Raw genomic sequence first — 16,957 nt, 5'->3', positions numbered from 1 at the left:
GATGATTGACGTAAATGCTCTGATTAATGCCCAACCCCCCAAAGGTAACTACTTTGCCCCGGACGTTTATCTCCAAGGGGATAACGAGTTTGGCCTGTTGGAAAATCGCAGTGGAGCCCGTCTGATTGCCCTGCCCGATACCCTCATCAAGGGTCTATTCACCGCCCTAGATTCCGAACTAGGCATTGGGGCTGGGGTGGCTCTCACCGCCTGTGGCAAAACCTGGGGCAGTGCTTTCTATAAGCGCTTTGCCGACGAACTGCAGGAATACTATGGCAAGCCAATCCAGGCCATGGCCATGGTGGAATTCCTGCAGACCTTTAAACAATGTTGGAAATCCCACGGTTACGGCCTGGTGGATATCGACTTGAAATACTACCAAAACGGCTTCATTGTGGCCGAGGTGATTAATTCCCCTTTTGTGGCCTGTGCTCCCCAGGGCAAAAGCCCCATGGGTTTCCTGGAAGCGGGCATGCTGGCCGCCTTTTTCTCACAGTTAACCGGTGAAAAGCTCCATTGTGAGCAAACCGTCTGTGAGTCCCTGGGGGCGGAAAAAAATCTTTTCATCCTCGGCCTGAAGGAGCGCCTTAAACCAGTTTCTGCTTGGTTAACAGAAGGCCATGACCATGCCACCATTATGGAATTGCTCTGTCGCCAACAGGGCTAATATCAGTATTACAGCACTAAGGAGGATTGTGTGGCTAAAACCATTAGACTCGACCCCATCAATTTAAAAGTCGCCATTGAGACTAACGATAATCTGCTTTCAGGATTACTTAGTCAAGATTTGCGAATTATGAAGGAGTGTGGTGGTCGGGGGATGTGTGCCACTTGTCACGTTTACGTCACCGCTGGGATGGAAAGTCTTTCCCCCCTCAACCGTCGGGAACAGCGCACCCTAGAGGTGATTACTACCCATAGTCGCTATTCTCGCTTGGCCTGCCAGGCCCGGGTGTTGGACGAAGGGGTGGTGGTGGAGTTGCCCGCTGGGATGTACGTCAGTGAAATCGAGGACATCGAGGAACTGATTGGCCGTCGGGCGGAGGAAAACATTTTAAATCCTCGGGATGGGGGCATCCTGGTGGAAAAAGGTAAATTAATTACCCGTTCGATGATTAGTCAATTAGCAGATCAGTTACAGGCAGCCAAAATCCAAATTGCCAAGGATGTGGATGAGTAGGCACCGGCCCATGGGGGCAGTTTGATTTTTATTTTTATGAGGTATGTGATTGATGTTTAAATCCCTAACTCGTTTGACCATTGATGCCGATGGCCGTTACGCCACGGATCAAGAGTTGCAGTTTTTGCAGGATTTGTTGGATACGGCGGAAATTCGTATTAGTGCCTATGAAAAAATCCGGGACAACGAAGAACAAATTATTAACCGCTGGGAAGCGGAAAAACGGAACCTGCCCCAGGATACTTTCCACATGGGCGATCGGGATGTGACTGAGATTTGTCGGCGGGATATGACCAATGTGTTCCGTTGTTCAATTACGGCCATTTTATTTGGGGATTTAGACCGCCTGCGGGAGGGTTTATTGATTTGGTACCAAACTATTGTGCGTGCTTACAACTATACTGAGTACGCCAAGATTAGTTATAAAGTGATCCAGGAAACCATTAAGGAATTTCTGGAACCTGATGAGGTGGCAATGGTGTTGCCAGCGCTGAAGTTGGACCACACCATTCTCAGTAGCTAATGGGCTAATTTTGAATCAATTGTTTGGATCATTCATGGGTACGCTTTATTCCGTTAATTTGGTCAATCCGGCCACGGGCAGTGATGTCACCATCCAGGTGGCAGCGGATGAGTTAATTCTCGAAGCGGCGGAAAATCAGGGATTGGATTTGCCCTATTCCTGTCGGGCGGCGTCCTGTGTGGCCTGTGCAGGTCAATTACTGGAGGGGACCGTTGAGCATACGGATAAGGGGTCTGATTTCCTCAAGCCGGAGGAATTGGCGGCGGGTTGTGTGTTGCTCTGTGCGGCCTATGCCACTGCCAATTGCAAAATTCTTACTCACCAAGAGGAAGCTTTATTTGGTTAAATCTCCAGCGGGGTTCTCCCATCTTCCATAGGATGCCCAGCATGTTCAAACTCTGTTGATGGGCTTTTCTGAGCTCTAGCAATCTGTGTTCTATCCATTGTCGGCAAAGGAATCAGGATTATGATGGAAAATCAAGTTAATGAACAAACGGTAACTTCCCAGGGAAACGGGGCCCCAACCACGGGCTACAAATCCGGGCTCTGGGATGGCTTGTCGGTGGTAGCGTTAATCGGTGGGGCGATCGCCAGTGTGGTTTTGCCTGCTAACCCAGCGGCCGGGGTAATTCCAGTGGCGGCCGGGGTCGGACTCCATTTATTTAACCGTAAGCAATTGGAACAGCATTTGTTGGCCAATCAACAGGCCACAGCGGCCCAGATTGTCCAGTTGGTGAACCAAAACCAAGCCCATCTGCAGGAATATCTACAAAAATTCCAAGGGGATGTTCAAACTTCCCTCGGTCAACAGCAACAGGCGATCGCCGCTAACCAAGCAAATTTGACCAAAGCTTTCCGGGCAACCGCTGCACAGACCCATGAAATCCTAGACCACCAACATCAAGACCTAGTTGCTGTGGTTCAGGAGTTACGCACTATGGAAACCTGCACCCAAAGCATTGCCGCCTATCCCCATGCTGAGGCTTATTACCAAAGGGGCTTGAGCCATTTCCGCTTGGAAGATTGGACCGAAGCAGTGCGGGATTGCACGGAAGCCATTCGTCTCAGGGGCGATTTGGCCGGTGCTTTTCACCATCGGGGCATGGCCTACGCCCGCCTAGATAACCGCAAGCAAGCCACGGACGATTTACGTCAGGCCTACAAGCTCTATTTTGACCAAGGGGATTTGGACAATTATGAAGTGGCCAGGGCTCTCCATAAGCACTACTATGAAGGGCCAGTGGAAGATCTGGAGCTAGAAGTGGAAGCCACCCCGGCAATGGCCCCAGCGGATGGTGTTGACCATGAAGCTTACATTGCCGATCCAGACCGGGAAATTAAACCCCTGTTGACGGAAGAAAGCGACACCACGGCGGCCAACTTGTTTGGTTAAAGCTGCGGTTTCAGCCCGTTGGCCAAGACTTCCCCCATTGCCTCCAAGACAACAACAACAGCAATAATCGCCTGGGACAAAGGTAAGATAGAGTCACTCCCTGTCCTAGGCGTGTTTTTTATGGTGAAGACTGCCAATGTGGCGGTTATGCCACTGTTTCCCCGTTCCCAATATAGAATTATTGGACAAATTGGACAGGGACAGTTCGGACGGGTTTACTGTGCTATCCACCGGCTTACGGGTAGAATGTTTGCCCTCAAGGATTTGGAGCACCGGGTATTTCCCACCAACAAATTTCTGCGGGAACTGTCCTATCTGCTGACCCTACGCCATCCCAACATTGTGGCTTGCCATGGCTTGGAATACCATCCTGGGGGGCGCTATTTGGTGATGGATTACTGTGAGGGGGGAACTCTACGGGACATTATCGATGGGGATGGAGATTTATGTGTGGTGGGAAAAATAGACCTAGTACGACAGATATTGCTGGGTTTGGCCCAGGCCCATCAGCATGACATTGTCCACTGTGACCTCAAACCAGAAAATATCCTGTTAATTCCGCGGGGAGAGGGGTGGCAGGTGAAAGTATCAGATTTTGGCATTGCTCGCCTGACGGCAAAAACGGGCAATCCTAACTTCGGCAAAGGTTATACTGGTTCCCCCGCCTATATGGCCCCGGAACGCTTCTACGGCAAATTTTCTGTGGCTTCCGACATTTATGCAGTGGGCATTTTACTGTACGAGCTCATTGTCGGCGATCGCCCATTTTCAGGATTTCCTAAAGCTTTACAGACGGCCCATCTCAATACCCGCCTAACTTTACCGCCGGAATTTCCCCCCTTGCTTGGTTCCATCGTCCAACGAGCTTTGGAGAAATTGCCCCAACGGCGATTTTCCAGTGCCGCAGCCATGGCCAGTGCTTTGGCAACGGCCCAAAAACAAGCATTGGAACAGAGTCTCCCCCAGGCTAACGGCTATCTTTACCATCACCTTGCCCCGGCCTCGCTGACTTTTACGGCCACGGTGAAACACAGTACCCCTTTGCTATTTCCCGTCAACCATCTAACCAGGGCAGGACTTTGGTTGTATCTGGGCAATGGGACTGAACTGTACCTATGGCAATATGGCGACGGCAATTTCGAGCACCATCCCTTGCCCCGATGGTCTTTGGGTTTACCGGGAACCATGGCTAACCTGGAGGTAAACCAAGACCAAATTAACCTGTTAATCCAGGGGGGGGAACCAGGAGAATGGCAATTTTACCAATGGCAAGAAACCCTACTTAGCAATCTTTGCCTACCCAAGCCCTGCATCAATTTGCAAGCAGATCGTCTGTTGGCTAACCTGAGCCCCGGGGGCAAAACCCTGGCAGTGGTGGTGGGGGATCAAAGCAGTGCTAAAGGTTACTTTCAGGTATGGCGGACTGACCTCTGCTTAGCGGTGGCCCCGGCGTTGCCAACTCGATGTCCTTGCCAACTGCTCACCCTAGATCAAAACCATGGCCTGTTAGTGCAGTCACCATCAACTGCGAGTCACCGTCAGACTGTTTTTTTCCTATTTAATCGGCGGGGGTCTGTGTTTCCGGCATTTCGTCTTTCTTTTTTAGTGTCTCAATTGGTGGTTAACCGCTACTCCCGTAACCATCTGTTTGGCTTGGCCGATGATGCCCCCCAAACCGGTATTTTGGTTCGCCTACAACCCCTAAAAGTCAATCGCATTGCTTTAAATGTCCAGCCCCAATTCGTTCAGCCTTTTCCCTGGGGCTATTTACTGGCTGATCGCCATGGGGAAGTGGCTCTGTTGGATTATGAGGGTTTTCTATTTGGCAATTTTTCCCTAGGGGAAACTATCACGGCGATCGCCCCCATGGGTCGTTATCTCTGCTTGTTTGCCACGTGGCAGGGCAATGGGGGAAATTTACGTCTGCTGGATTTGGGCTCCCAGGTGGAAAACATTATCCGCCAACGCCAAGAAAAACGTTAAGATCGCAAACTGTAACTGTTGTTACCTAAGGGTAACCACCGTCATTTTTTTGCAATCTAAGGGAATTGAGGACAATGTTTAAACCTGGCTTACTTTTGTCTTTGCTTGTTGTGGGGTGTTTGTTATTGGTCAGTGGTTGCGGCGGTGGTAATCGGGAAGAGGAAGGTAGACAAAATCAACAGAACATGGAACAGCAAGAAGATAGGGCCGGGGATAACGACAATCATGCCAATGATGACCACAATGATAATAACGAGGAAGATAATGACAATGATGACAACGATAAAGATGACTGAAGCAGTTTGGTTCTAATTACCCCAGTGAAGATCCTTTTCATTAGTAACGGCCACGGAGAAGACCTCAACGCCGGCCTGATTATCGATGCCCTACAACGGCGATCGCCGGAATTTGATCTGTTTGTTCTGCCCTTGGTGGGGATAGGGAAAGCCTATGAATAGACACTTTGGTCTAAACCATGAAAAAAAGTACGGTTTACGTCGAAACAAGTGTGATTAGCTACCTCGCAGCCCGTCCCAGCCGGGATGTGGTTGCCGCAGGGCATCAACAGATCAGCTACGAATGGTGGGCCACAGAGCGCATCAATTTTTCTCTCTACACTTCCGCCCTGGTGCTTCGGGAAGCCAGTAACAGAAACCCAGAGGCCGCATCGGCCCGTTTAGAATGGTTGCGGGACATTCCCGTTATTGCTATTACCCAAGAAGCTGAAGCTCTTTCCGAATATCTTATTCAAAGAGAGGCCCTCCCCCAGAACGCAGTGGCGGACGCATTACATATTGCAATAGCGACTTATCACCAACTTGATTTTTTGCTTACCTGGAATTGTAAACACATTGCCAACGCAGTTAAACGTTACCTTATTGAACGTGCCTGCCGAGAATTTGGCTTTGAGTCCCCTATCCTTTGCACTCCCGAGGAACTGCTCGGAGTTAATTCTGATGTGGAATGATCATATAGTTGAAGAAACACGACGCTTGCGAGATGAGTATGCGGCCAAACATGGCTACAACATCCACGCGATTGTGGCGGATCTCAAGCATTGGCAAGAACAAGGTTTCCCCTTACAGGCCAAAGAACCGAGATGCTTCAACCCAAACTTTTGTCTTCCCTAAATCATCACAATCAAGAGTCAGAATGACCAAAGTGGCTCTATTCGCATGACCCCAGTGAAGATCCTTTTCATTAGTAACGGCCACGGAGAAGACCTCAACGCCGGCCTGATTATCGATGCCCTACAAGGGCGATCGCCGGAATTTGATCTGTTTGCCCTGCCCTTGGTAGGGGAAGGCAAAGCTTATCAACAGAGGGGGATTAGTATCATTGCCCCGACCCAACCTCTGCCCTCCGGGGGGCTAATTTACACTGGCTTTTTGACTTGGTGGCAAGACATTGTTGGTGGTTTAGTGGGCCTGACCATTAAGCAAATTAAAGCCCTACTCAAACAAAAACATCAATTTGACCTCATTGTGGCGATCGGTGACATTGTGCCCTTGGCCTTTGCCCGTCTCAGTGGTAAGCCCTACCTGAGTTTTTTGGTGGCCAATTCCAGTTATTACGAAGGCCGGTTACCCTTGCCCTTTACTGTGGCCTGGTGTTTAAAATCTCGCCATTGTCTCGGGGCGATCGCCAAAGACCATTTAACAGCGGAGGATTTAGGACAACGGGGCATTAATATTCGTTGTTTGGGCTATCCGATCATGGACGCTCTCCAACCGACGGGACAGCCATTGCAACGGCACAGCAACACCCTCATTGCCCTTTTACCCGGTAGCCGGGTGCCGGAAGCGTTAAACAATTTGGGCCAACTATTACCCCTCTGTGGAGCCATTGCCCAGGAAAAAGTATTGGATTTTTGGGCCGCCCTCGTACCCGCAGTGACGGTGGAGCATCTACAAACCTTGGCAGTGGAGCATGGTTGGCAATACCACGGCGATCGCCTGGAACGGGGGAACTGCACCATTCACCTTTCCTGGCAGCAATTTGCCGACATTCTCCAGCAGGCGGATTTAGTGTTAGGCATGGCCGGTACTGCGGTGGAACAGGCCGTGGGTTTAGGTAAGCCAGTGTTACAAATTCCTGGCCGTGGCCCCCAATTTACCTATGGTTTTGCGGAAGCTCAAATGCGGTTATTAGGCCGTTCCGTCACCACCATTGGCCAAAATCCCCAGGCAGCCAATTTAATCAGTCAAGCTAGTCAGAAAGCCCTGGAAATTTTGGCAGATCACCATTATCAACAAAGCTGTCGGCAGAACGGGCAAGAACGCATTGGTCCCCCCGGTGGTTCCCTGGCGATCGCCAACTATATTGCCGAAACTGCCAAAACTTTGGCCAGCAAGGGGTAGAATGCGGTCAATATCGCTATCATTTACTGCAACTCACCCACCAGATCAAGGAAAAGTCTTCCCTTTAACAACCGGAAAATCCCCAAGAAGATTAGGATAAAAGCGTCTAGGCCAATTTTCATCGTCCTCCGTGTATGAGCATCTACGATCCCAATCCAGATCAGTCTCTAGCCAGAATCGAAGCCCTAGAGCAGGAGTTGGCCAGCCTCAAAGCCAGTAACAACACCCTGGATATCCAAAATAAAATTCTCAAAGGCTTTATTTCCCTCACCAACGTCTCCGCGGGGCGGATGTTGATTAAGGCCACGTTGCAAAAAACCATGGAAGCCTCCATTCACCAAACGGGGGCCCAGTTGGGCAGTCTTTTCTTACTAGATGGCGACGGCCGGGTCACAGAGAGTATTTTGGCCAGGGGAGCCACCGACCAAAATCAGAAAAAAAATCTTGTCGGCCAAGTGTTGGATAAAGGACTGGCGGGTTGGGTCAGGGAAAATAAAAGAACGGGATTAATTAACGACACCACTAAGGATTACCGTTGGCTGAAACTGCCCGACGAACCCTACAATGCCCTGTCGGCCCTGGGGGTTCCCATTGTTTGGGGAGACGAATTATTGGGGATTTTAACCCTGATGCATTCCCAAGCGGACCATTTCACCCCGGCCTCTGCCATCGCCATGGAAAAAACGGCGGAATTAATTGCCCTAGTCTTGAACAATGCCCGCATTCAAACCAAACATAAACAAAATGAGACCCTGATCCAACAGGAAGATGACCTCTTAAACCAGGCTATTTTATGGTTTCCCAGTGTGATTTTCATTTTAGATAACCAAGGAGTATTGCTAAAATGTGGGGGAAAATATTTAGCACAAATTGGCCTTGACCCCAAAGAAAGCATTGGTAAATCGATTTATTATTTGTTACCCGAAGCTAACGAATTAAAAAGTTTGATCAGCCATGCTTTAGCTAACAATGTGATTGAGTCCGTCAGTGTGCAATTGGAACGGGTTGACCATGGCACTTGGTTCTACGATGCTTGGTTTTCCCCCATTCTAGATAACCATGGCCAGGTTGCCCACGTTGTTTGTATGCTTTTGCCAGCCTAGAAAAGTGGGTAAAAGTTCAGAATTATCCCTTCCATACCCATCTGCATTTTGGTTACACTGCGGCTGAAGTTTACTTTTTCACTGGGGAGCGGGGGAGGTCTTCAAGACCCATTTCATGACTGGAATAACTAGAATTTTAAGGATAAATTCCACGAGCAATACAACAGAAACGTATGAAGAGTTACCGGCGGTTGAAGCGATTATTTTTCTCTACCAAGGTTGGCAATAAACCTAAGCAAATTAAACAAAAGTCCGGTTCAGGCAGAGCAAAAATCTACCTCAGTTTAGCGGTGTTTCTCCTCTGTCCCCTCACCCTCTGGGGAACCACCCAGAACTTCAATTTAACCATGATGGCCCTGACTACTTTTTGCATTGCCTATCTGGGCAAAGGAATGCGTCGCCCCAAGCCCAACGATCCATAAAGCCCTACCCATCAAACGTAGAAAGTTACTTCCACACTCTTATCTGGCAACTGTCGCGGATCTTCTCCCTTGGCGATCGCCGTGCGGATGGATTCCACAAAAATATGGATAGTATCGGCGGGGGTGTGATTAAAATTGGTGCCGTATTTTGCGATTACTTCCTGTTGGATGGCAAGAATTTTTAAGTCCTGGGCAATAATCCGTTTTGCAGTCCCCCAAACCAAAGGAATGGCAAATAAATTCCAAATGCCATAATTGAAGGCAACGTCTGTATAAACTAGGGTAGATTGCTCCGTTTCGGGCACCGATTGGCTAGTAATAAATAAATGACGTTGGGCATTAAATTTATATTCCACAGACGTGGTATTCGGCATCATAAACCGGTCAGTATGAATAATTTCATTGCCCTGGGAATTGAGGAATTTGCCCCACCAACCCAAATTATTATTTTCGTTATGATACTCAGCTTTGACTTGTCCTTGATGGCGATGCACAGTCATTTGTATGGCTTGCCGTTGGGCAGTGCGAAAAATACCTGGATGCACCGAAGCTGTGTGGGGAATGTCAATGAAATTCTCAACGCAGTTGGTGACGTTATTGGCAAATTGGTGGATTAGCCTTATCCTCTGCCAACCTTTTTCACCATACTGGGGTAAAGCAAAAGGGGGTTGAATGGGGTTCCCTAAACAGACATAAATAAAGCCTTCCTGCTCCATCGTTTGGTAACATTTTGTCTGCAAATTTTCCCTTGGTTTAAACTGCCGACCCTCCGCTGGCACACCAATAACTTGCCCTCGATGATCATAAATCCAACCGTGGTAGGGACAGTGAAGATTACCTTGCTTTACCGAACCGCAGGAAAGGCGACTATGGCGATGGACACAACGATCCTCCAAGGCGATCGCCGTGCCATGGTGATCTCGAAAAATTGCTAACCATTGCCCCAAAATTTGCCGAGCCAAAACTTGGCCAGACTTTAAATGCCTACTTTCCGCGGCCACATACCAAAAATCTTCAAATTTCATCGCTTTGATAGGTTCTAATCGCAATATCTCCCGTTAACTTAATTTGACAGGCCAATCTAGCTTGGGCGTCATCGGGGGCCAAAATAGCCAACAGTTCCCTTTCCTCGGCCTCTGGAGGAGGGAGTTCCCCCACAACCCGCACTAGACAGGTACCACATAATCCTGTGCGACAACCGAATAAAATTGGCGAGTTCTCTGGGGTTAAATATTCCCCTAGACGAGCATTAAATTGTAATGATAGGAGCGAAAAATTACTTTCAGGGAAGGAAATTATGCAATGATTCATAATTTTCAAAATTGGCGATCGCCTATGTATGACAATACGGGCAAGTCTGGTGTCAAAGCCTAAACTTCCAATGGGATAGTAGCATCACAAAATATGGTCCGCTTCAAAAAAGAAGTTTTCTAACTCCTTCTGGACAAAAATCAAGGTCTTGCTAGTAACTCAAATTGTCCAGATAGAAGTAAAAAGCAACAAGCCACTTCTCAAACTCTCATTTGATGGATATTGCAGAAGTTTTCCAATTCAATGGAGATCCTGAAGCAATGCAAGGGAGATCGCCGACTGGAAAAGTCTTGTTAGTTGATTTAATTCCTAGCAGTTTCTGCCAAAAATTGGTCAATGGTATCTAGTAGTTGGTTTGGTTGGAAAGGTTTGGTAAGGTAGCCACTGGCACCTAAGGCCTGGGCTCGGCTACGGTGGAGGGGATTTTCCCTGGAAGTAAGCATAATCACCGTCAAGCTATGCCATACCCGGTGGGCCCGCACCAATTGCAGGAGGCTAAAGCCGTCCATATTGGGCATTTCGATGTCACACAGGGCTAAATCAATGCCTTGGTTCTGCCGGTTGAGCAAATCCCAGGCTTCCTTGCCATCCCGACATTGGATCAAACGGAAAGTGCCCCCCAATACCCGTTGTAGAGTCCGCCGTACTGTGACGGAGTCGTCTATGACCAGAATCGTTGTTTGGCCAGTACCAAGGACGCTGGGAGCTTGGGTCAGGGTGGGTTCCATGCGCCAGAGCACAGCAAAATTGTTGGGAATTAATACAGGCACCACATCCCCAGTCCCCAACACAGTGCAACCCGCCACATAGGAAGGAATGGGGGTGATGGCATCCAAAGCCTTGACCACTAGGGGCCGTTCATCGACAATTTGCTCCACCGTTAACAATGCCGGGCGATCGCCGAGGTTGACCATGAGGCCGACTTTATGGGGTAAACCAGGGGAAGGACTAAAACCCTGGGGATAAATTTGGGGTAACACCTCATCCAGGGGGCGGGCTTCCATAATTTGGGATTGCCACTCCACCCGGCCATTTTTAACGGGGTAATCATCCAGGGGCAAAATACGCAACACACTTTCGGAAGGAAACGCCAGTAACCGCTGTTGATAGCGCACCAACAGTAGGGGCACAATGTTAAGGCTGAGGGGAATACGGATGAGAAAACGACTGCCCTGGCCCAGTTTAGTTTCCACCGTCAATGTCCCCCGCAGGGCTTCGATCATCTGCTTGACAATGTCTAGCCCCAGGCCCCGGCCGGACAGGTTGCTAACCTCCGCCGCGGTGGAAAATCCCGGCTGGAAGAGAAAATCAAGTATTCGGGCTTCGGCCATGCTCCCTGATTGTGCTTCCGTTAACCAACCCAGTTCCACTGCTTTGCGGGCAATTTTCTCTGGATCAATGCCCCGACCGTCGTCGGCTACGGTGATCAGCACTTGGTTATTAGCCGTGCTGGCGCTGAGGGTGATGGTTCCCTGGGGGGGTTTGCCCTGGGCCTGGCGTTCCGGCACAAATTCTAGGCCATGGTCAAAGGCATTGCGGATTAAATGGGTGAGGGGGGTGCGTAACTGGTCGAGAATGGCCACCTCCACCAAGGTTGTTTCCCCTTCAACTGCAAACTGTATCGGCTTTTTATGGCGATCGCCTAATTTTTCTAGGGGTTGGGCAAAGGATTGGGCAAGACCCCGAAAGGGCACCAGACGGGATTGGGTCAACTCACTATCCAACTGATGGAGGGATTGACTCATTTGAATCAAAGTTTCCTGTAAATCCCGTTCCACTAAATCCACGTCTTCCTGGATTTCCTGCACCTGCACCATCAGTTCTTGAAACCTCTGCAAAATGCCGTGGACAGCGGTGTAACTATCCATTTCCAACGCGTCAAAGTCCACTAACCCAGCTATGCCTAGACTACTTTGGCCTTCACTGGGCTCCCCTCCATTGCCGGGGATGACTTTGGTTTGGTCACTAAAGGACAGTTCGTCATAGAGAGACTCCACCTGTTCCCGCATGGGGATTAACTGTTGTCCCCGTTTTTTCAAGTTACGACTGGCCTGGCGCAGTTGTTTGTCGTATTCCAATAACCTCTCCTGGTTGATTAGCAGTTCGCTGACTGTGTTGCTCAGTTTATTGAGGCGATCGAGGGGAATACGGAGAGTTTGGCGGCTAGTGGTCGGCCTAACTGCGACAGGCGATTTTACGGGGAGCGGTGCTGAGGCAGTAACGGTAACAGGGACTGGCTCAGTCTGGGCCATGGTCACAGGGACTGGGGCTTCTACGACGGCCACTGGGGGTGGATCTGCTGGGGGCGTTAATTCCCCTGCTAGAAACTGCGCCCTTAGGGATCTCAACGTGGCGATCGCCGGAGGGATAAAGCTGGGCAAATCAAGGGAAGGCTCGGCTAGTTGGGCCCGGAATTCCTTGGCGGTTTCCTCTAGCCATTCACAGCTAAGGGCCTGGCCCAGAAGAGTACATTCCTCCAGTAAAAGACTAAAACTTTCCCGCAATTCCCCGGCCGTGCCGCCCCGTTCCAACCGACGTTCCACCCGATCTAAACAGGCCTCCAATTCCACCGAGAGGGAAGTCCGCACAAATTGAGACACATTGCCACTAACCGTTTCCCCCTGGGCAGGCTGGGGTTGACAGGTGGCCAGAAATTCTCCTAGGGCCAAGGCTAGTTCCGGTGGCTCATCCGTATCCAGCAACTGGCCACTGTTAGCTAACTCCACCATGGCCTGGGTTTCTTCAATGGTCATGCCAATCAAACCCACTGCCACGGAGGTATCTTCCACCCTTCCTTGTTCCAGGGCTTCAAATAAATCCTCTAGGCGATGGCAAAGGGTTTGCAGGGGAGTGAGGGCCGACATGCCCGCTCCCCCCTTCAGGGAATGGGCCGCCCGTCCCATATCTTGGATTAATTTCTGGCGTTGCTGGGCATCCCCGGCAGAGTTCAACACCTGTTCCAAGGACTGAAAACCCACTGTCAACTGTTCTAAACATTCCGGCGCATCTTCCTCCAGAAAGGCCTGGCGGGCTTCGGCGGTAATGGCGGCTAAGGTGGCGGCATCAAACATACGTTGACCAGATGGAGAGTTAGGCGTTTGGACGAGGCATGAAAAAATTTTTGACCTATTCCACTTTGAATTTACCGGCGGCGGTTTGTAGATCCACAGCGGTTTTAGCCAGGGACTGGAGGGATTGGGATACCTGCTGAGATTTATCGGAGGTGGATTTTGCCACACTGGCTACGTTCTGTACCGTTTCCGTCACCGTCTGGGAGGCCAACCGTTGGGATTCGGTGTTACGGGAGATGGAATCGAGGAGGCCATCAATTTCCTCACTAATTTGGGTCAGATTTTGCAGGGTTTCCTTGGTTTTTTGCACTAGTTGGGTGCCAGTTACCACCTCGTTGGTGCTTTCTTCCATTAGTTGGCTCATTTGGGAGGTTTCTTCTTGGATGCTCAGAATTACCTGTTCAATTTCCTGGGCAGAAAGGGTGACCATTTCCGCTAGACGACGTACCTCATCCGCAACGATCCGGAAGCCCTGGCCATTTTCCCCGGCCCGAGCGGCTTCAATGGAGGCGTTAAAAGCCAACAAGTTGGTTTTTTCGGAGATACCAGCGATAATACCGACAATTTTAGAGATTTCCAGCGAAGATTCCGCCAATCGCTTCGATTTTTTGGAAATTTCTGCTACCCGCCCCCGCACCTTATAGATACTGTCCACCGTTTGGTCCATGGTGTTTTGCCCCTGCTGGGCGGCTTCGTTACCCTGTTTGGCGATCGCCGCTGCCGTTTGGGCACTTTTAGCTACGGATTCAATGGATTGGGCCATTTCCGCCACCGAAGCCGTGGCCGATTCCAGAGCCCGGGCCTGTTCCAGCGCATTGTCAGACAAACTAGTGATCTCCTCACTATCTTCCTGGGCCTGGCCACTTACCTCCGTCGCCGTATCCACCACCTGTTTAACCAGTTTTCTCAACCCCGCTAGGGTGGCATTGAAGGCATCGGCGATCGCCCCCACTGCCCCGGCTTCCACCGAACTGCGCACAGTCAAATCCCCCCGGGAGGATTCTTCAATATCCGTCAACAACCGCACCACCCCTTCTTGGAGTTCTTCTTTTTGGCGCCGTTGGTTTTCCGCTTCCCGTTGCCGTTCCAAGGAGGTTTCCTGCAGGGATTGGGTAGAAGCCTCAATTTGTTCTGCCATGGCGTTAAAGGTGCGGGCCAATTCCCCTACCTCATCCTTGGATTCCACCACTGCCCGCATACTGGTGTCCCCCTCCCCCAACTTTTGGGCGGTAGTCTGTAAAGTTTTTAGGGGCTTAGTCAAAGTTCTTCCCAGCCAATAGGCCACGATCGCCGCCACCACCAGGGCCAGACCCCCCACCCCCATCTGCAGGAGGAAAGTGGTTTCCAGCAAGTCCATCAAAGCCTGTTCCTGTTTACCCCGCACCAAAAAAGCAGTCACTTCCCCCTGGCCATCACTGATGGGTTTGACCGCAATGGTAAAGGGCACACCACGGATGTCCCCCCGACCGGCCACCATTTCCGTTCCGCCACTGCGAGCTTGCTCTACTAGGGTCAAATTTTCTAGGGGCACACTGTCGGCAATGCGGGCATTACCCTGGGCATCCTCCGTTTCTAGGGCCGACACGGACAATTCCAAATTGCCAGCGGGGTTAATGGTGTAGATGGCATTGTAGCCCCCATTGAGAATCTCTAAAGTTTCCCGGACCACACTGCGGGAGCGATCGCCAAAATCAACAATGTTGCCTTGGACGCTGACGTTATAGTTATTTTCGGAGATGACTAACTCCGCCATGGTTTGGTTGGCCAGTTGGGCCCGCCCCGTCACCAGGGCAATGGCCATACCCGTACCCACTACCCCCACCACCGTCAGGGCACTGGAGGCCACAAAGGCGGTGAACTGTTTAGCTGCAATGGGGAGATTGGCCCAGCGTTTTTGCAGCGTTAAATTAGAGCGCTCCTCATCCAGAGCCAAATCATCGGTGGCAGCGGCGTATTTCAGGGTCCCCGTCCAACCCGTGGCCTGGGTAACTCGCTTCGGGTCAGCCAATTGGGCTTCAATGCCGGCGATCGCCTGGTCACAGGTGGTGTGGAAGATTCCCTCTTCGTCTCGGATTTTTAGATCTTCGTAGGCCGCCAGGGCATCAGGTAAAAAGCCCCCCGCTTCCAAAGCACTGGCAAAACTAATTTGCGCCACCAAATCATCTGGGCGATCGCGCACAGTTTCCTGGAGGGCCAAAATTTCCGGGGGATAGGCTTGCTTTTTTTCTTCCTCCGTCAAAACCTGGGGACGGATTTCCTCTTCCTCTTCCTCGGGTAAATGGGGACCAATTTCCGCCAAGGCCTTAGAGATGGTTTCGGCATAAATGCCATCGGAGTCCAAAGCCCTAGCTTTTTGGTAATAGTGGGCCGCCTCCTGCCAAAATTCCTCTTCCTGCAGGGCCCCAGCCAAAACGATGTTGGCAAACAGATCGTCCGGAGCTCCCAGGGCAATTTTTTCTAATTCGAGGATCTCTGCGGAAAACTTGGGGGTAGTGGTGGAGCTGGCCATGGCGGTTCCCAATGGATAAACAATGAATAGAAAACTAACGGAGCAATATTAATGACTAACAAGGAGTGGAAATAGTTTTGTCAATAGACCGCAAAAAACAGGTAAATTGTCGTTTTTTCCTATTTTGCAGCCTTCTCTCCTGGGTAAACACCACTCCCCCCTCCTTGAAACCAGGTAAAGACTTGATCCACATCCAAAATGAGAATGGTTTCCCCATCTTTGTTGCCTTCTCCCAATAAAAAAGGTTCCCGTAGGGGCTTAATTTCCCCCCGTTCAAAGCTGACAATCCCCTTCAACCCTTCGGCGATCGCCGCAACCTGGGCCGATTCCCCCACCAGTACCACCGCCTTAGTATTATTTAAGGTCCGGTAATTGAGAGGCTTGGCCGTGGTCGGAGACAATAGGCGGGGCAAATCCATCACCCAAAGCAAATTTCCCCGTTGATTACTCACCCCCAGCAACTCCGGTCTCACCCCAGGAATCAGACAAAGGGAATTAAGGGGAAACGATAACACCTCCCTAGTTTTCGTCAAAGGAATAGCCACCGTTAGGGCCAAACCTAAGTCAATCCAAAAATAGTCCTCTACCATAACCCCATCACCATAGTCAGCATTGGCAAATTTTAGGAAATATAGGGCTTAACGGTTTTCATCAACTCAATGGGGCTATAGGGCTTAATTAAGTAAGCATTGCCCCCCTGCCGCAGGGCCCAAAACCGGTCATAATCTTCGTTCTTGGTGGAACAGAAAACAATGGGCACATCTTCCAGAGCTAATTCGCCGCGAATTTTGCGACATAGATCATAACCACTAACATCTGGCATAACGATGTCCAGCATGATTAAGTCCGGCACCTTGTTTTTGTCTAGCCAATCCAGAGCCTCGTCGGCATTGTTGCAAATGACCGTTTCTGTGCCCATGGATTTCAAAAGGCCCTGAACCAATAATTGGTCAGATTTGGTATCTTCCACAACTAAAACAGTTTTCACTGGTATCTCCCTAGACAATTCTTAACGATAATAATCATAAACTAGTGACAGCAATCTTGGTGATTAATTTGAGTGTGGTTTAGGCATTAGATTTAAAATTTGACTCCACAATTT

At 50.1% G+C, this 16,957-nt stretch carries 18 protein-coding genes; 12 read left to right on the top strand and 6 right to left on the bottom strand.

What is annotated here, in order from left to right; all coding sequences use genetic code 11:
* Nucleotide 1: 1 nt before the first annotated feature.
* The 12 genes from IQ217_RS02220 to IQ217_RS02165 all read left to right on the top strand — a co-directional run bounded on the left by IQ217_RS02220 (nucleotide 2) and on the right by IQ217_RS02165 (nucleotide 8,964).
* Nucleotides 2-667, top strand: a complete 666-nt coding sequence (locus IQ217_RS02220) for a V4R domain-containing protein (RefSeq protein WP_194018752.1) — start codon at nucleotides 2-4, stop codon at nucleotides 665-667.
* 30 nt (nucleotides 668-697) lie between these two features.
* Nucleotides 698-1,180 carry a 2Fe-2S iron-sulfur cluster-binding protein gene (locus tag IQ217_RS02215; RefSeq protein ID WP_194018751.1) on the top strand — a complete coding sequence of 161 codons (483 nt, stop codon included), beginning with the start codon at nucleotides 698-700 and terminating at the stop codon, nucleotides 1,178-1,180.
* 52 nt (nucleotides 1,181-1,232) lie between these two features.
* Complete coding sequence (locus IQ217_RS02210) at nucleotides 1,233-1,703, top strand: globin family protein (protein WP_194018750.1); 471 nt, start codon at nucleotides 1,233-1,235, stop codon at nucleotides 1,701-1,703.
* A 34-nt stretch (nucleotides 1,704-1,737) separates the two neighbouring features.
* Nucleotides 1,738-2,049 carry a 2Fe-2S iron-sulfur cluster-binding protein gene (locus IQ217_RS02205; protein WP_194018749.1) on the top strand — a complete coding sequence of 104 codons (312 nt, stop codon included), beginning with the start codon at nucleotides 1,738-1,740 and terminating at the stop codon, nucleotides 2,047-2,049.
* Nucleotides 2,050-2,169: 120 nt separating this feature from the next.
* The gene (locus IQ217_RS02200; protein WP_194018748.1) at nucleotides 2,170-3,096 is read left to right on the top strand and encodes a slr0151 family photosystem II repair protein; all 927 of its coding nucleotides are present in this window, start codon (nucleotides 2,170-2,172) and stop codon (nucleotides 3,094-3,096) included.
* A 120-nt stretch (nucleotides 3,097-3,216) separates the two neighbouring features.
* The gene (spkG, locus tag IQ217_RS02195) at nucleotides 3,217-5,079 is read left to right on the top strand and encodes a fatty acid biosynthesis serine/threonine-protein kinase SpkG (RefSeq protein WP_228023882.1); all 1,863 of its coding nucleotides are present in this window, start codon (nucleotides 3,217-3,219) and stop codon (nucleotides 5,077-5,079) included.
* 74 nt (nucleotides 5,080-5,153) lie between these two features.
* Nucleotides 5,154-5,375, top strand: coding sequence for a hypothetical protein (locus tag IQ217_RS02190; protein WP_194018747.1), 222 nt, complete (start codon nucleotides 5,154-5,156; stop codon nucleotides 5,373-5,375).
* Between the two features lie 24 nt (nucleotides 5,376-5,399).
* Nucleotides 5,400-5,537 carry a hypothetical protein gene (locus IQ217_RS02185; protein WP_194018789.1) on the top strand — a complete coding sequence of 46 codons (138 nt, stop codon included), beginning with the start codon at nucleotides 5,400-5,402 and terminating at the stop codon, nucleotides 5,535-5,537.
* Between the two features lie 17 nt (nucleotides 5,538-5,554).
* Nucleotides 5,555-6,046: a type II toxin-antitoxin system VapC family toxin gene (locus tag IQ217_RS02180; protein ID WP_194018746.1), complete on the top strand. Its 492-nt coding sequence runs from the start codon at nucleotides 5,555-5,557 to the stop codon at nucleotides 6,044-6,046.
* A 208-nt stretch (nucleotides 6,047-6,254) separates the two neighbouring features.
* Nucleotides 6,255-7,439 carry a lipid-A-disaccharide synthase-related protein gene (locus IQ217_RS02175; protein WP_265583604.1) on the top strand — a complete coding sequence of 395 codons (1,185 nt, stop codon included), beginning with the start codon at nucleotides 6,255-6,257 and terminating at the stop codon, nucleotides 7,437-7,439.
* A 134-nt stretch (nucleotides 7,440-7,573) separates the two neighbouring features.
* Nucleotides 7,574-8,542 (top strand): GAF domain-containing protein, encoded by a 969-nt coding sequence (locus tag IQ217_RS02170; protein ID WP_194018744.1) that lies wholly within the window; start codon nucleotides 7,574-7,576, stop codon nucleotides 8,540-8,542.
* 173 nt (nucleotides 8,543-8,715) lie between these two features.
* Complete coding sequence (locus IQ217_RS02165) at nucleotides 8,716-8,964, top strand: hypothetical protein (RefSeq protein WP_194018743.1); 249 nt, start codon at nucleotides 8,716-8,718, stop codon at nucleotides 8,962-8,964.
* An 11-nt stretch (nucleotides 8,965-8,975) separates the two neighbouring features.
* On the opposite strand, the gene IQ217_RS02160 is transcribed toward IQ217_RS02165, so the two are convergent.
* The 6 genes from IQ217_RS02160 to IQ217_RS02135 form a co-directional block, all read right to left on the bottom strand.
* On the bottom strand, nucleotides 8,976-9,989 hold the full coding sequence (locus tag IQ217_RS02160) for an aromatic ring-hydroxylating dioxygenase subunit alpha (RefSeq protein ID WP_194018742.1): 1,014 nt from the start codon (nucleotides 9,987-9,989) through the stop codon (nucleotides 8,976-8,978).
* Entirely contained in the window at nucleotides 9,979-10,275 is a 297-nt protein-coding gene (locus tag IQ217_RS02155) for a 2Fe-2S iron-sulfur cluster-binding protein (RefSeq protein WP_194018741.1), read from the bottom strand. Before IQ217_RS02155 ends, IQ217_RS02160 begins: the two co-directional genes overlap by 11 nt.
* A gap of 302 nt (nucleotides 10,276-10,577) precedes the next feature.
* Nucleotides 10,578-13,346 carry a hybrid sensor histidine kinase/response regulator gene (locus tag IQ217_RS02150; protein WP_194018740.1) on the bottom strand — a complete coding sequence of 923 codons (2,769 nt, stop codon included), beginning with the start codon at nucleotides 13,344-13,346 and terminating at the stop codon, nucleotides 10,578-10,580.
* A gap of 55 nt (nucleotides 13,347-13,401) precedes the next feature.
* A complete protein-coding gene (locus tag IQ217_RS02145; protein WP_194018739.1) occupies nucleotides 13,402-15,855 on the bottom strand; it encodes a methyl-accepting chemotaxis protein in 2,454 nt (817 codons plus the stop codon).
* A gap of 119 nt (nucleotides 15,856-15,974) precedes the next feature.
* Nucleotides 15,975-16,445, bottom strand: coding sequence for a CheW domain-containing protein (locus IQ217_RS02140; protein WP_194018738.1), 471 nt, complete (start codon nucleotides 16,443-16,445; stop codon nucleotides 15,975-15,977).
* 32 nt (nucleotides 16,446-16,477) lie between these two features.
* On the bottom strand, nucleotides 16,478-16,843 hold the full coding sequence (locus IQ217_RS02135; RefSeq protein ID WP_190598658.1) for a response regulator: 366 nt from the start codon (nucleotides 16,841-16,843) through the stop codon (nucleotides 16,478-16,480).
* Between the last annotated feature and the right edge of the window lie 114 nt (nucleotides 16,844-16,957).

The organism is Synechocystis salina LEGE 00031 (genome assembly GCF_015207985.1).
In the GTDB taxonomy this organism is placed as follows: domain Bacteria; phylum Cyanobacteriota; class Cyanobacteriia; order Cyanobacteriales; family Microcystaceae; genus Synechocystis; species Synechocystis salina.
This window is presented reverse-complemented; position numbering and strand designations above follow the sequence as displayed.

Coding starts and splice junctions, on each gene's coding strand:
- IQ217_RS02180 (WP_194018746.1), top strand. CDS start 5,555: ATGAAAAAAAGTACGGTTTACGTCGAAACAAGTGTGATTAGCTACCTC.
- IQ217_RS02200 (WP_194018748.1), top strand. CDS start 2,170: ATGATGGAAAATCAAGTTAATGAACAAACGGTAACTTCCCAGGGAAAC.
- IQ217_RS02140 (WP_194018738.1), bottom strand. CDS start 16,445: ATGGTAGAGGACTATTTTTGGATTGACTTAGGTTTGGCCCTAACGGTG.
- IQ217_RS02165 (WP_194018743.1), top strand. CDS start 8,716: ATGAAGAGTTACCGGCGGTTGAAGCGATTATTTTTCTCTACCAAGGTT.
- IQ217_RS02220 (WP_194018752.1), top strand. CDS start 2: ATGATTGACGTAAATGCTCTGATTAATGCCCAACCCCCCAAAGGTAAC.
- IQ217_RS02210 (WP_194018750.1), top strand. CDS start 1,233: ATGTTTAAATCCCTAACTCGTTTGACCATTGATGCCGATGGCCGTTAC.
- IQ217_RS02155 (WP_194018741.1), bottom strand. CDS start 10,275: ATGAATCATTGCATAATTTCCTTCCCTGAAAGTAATTTTTCGCTCCTA.
- spkG (WP_228023882.1), top strand. CDS start 3,217: ATGGTGAAGACTGCCAATGTGGCGGTTATGCCACTGTTTCCCCGTTCC.
- IQ217_RS02145 (WP_194018739.1), bottom strand. CDS start 15,855: ATGGCCAGCTCCACCACTACCCCCAAGTTTTCCGCAGAGATCCTCGAA.
- IQ217_RS02175 (WP_265583604.1), top strand. CDS start 6,255: ATGACCCCAGTGAAGATCCTTTTCATTAGTAACGGCCACGGAGAAGAC.
- IQ217_RS02150 (WP_194018740.1), bottom strand. CDS start 13,346: ATGTTTGATGCCGCCACCTTAGCCGCCATTACCGCCGAAGCCCGCCAG.
- IQ217_RS02160 (WP_194018742.1), bottom strand. CDS start 9,989: ATGAAATTTGAAGATTTTTGGTATGTGGCCGCGGAAAGTAGGCATTTA.
- IQ217_RS02205 (WP_194018749.1), top strand. CDS start 1,738: ATGGGTACGCTTTATTCCGTTAATTTGGTCAATCCGGCCACGGGCAGT.
- IQ217_RS02190 (WP_194018747.1), top strand. CDS start 5,154: ATGTTTAAACCTGGCTTACTTTTGTCTTTGCTTGTTGTGGGGTGTTTG.
- IQ217_RS02170 (WP_194018744.1), top strand. CDS start 7,574: ATGAGCATCTACGATCCCAATCCAGATCAGTCTCTAGCCAGAATCGAA.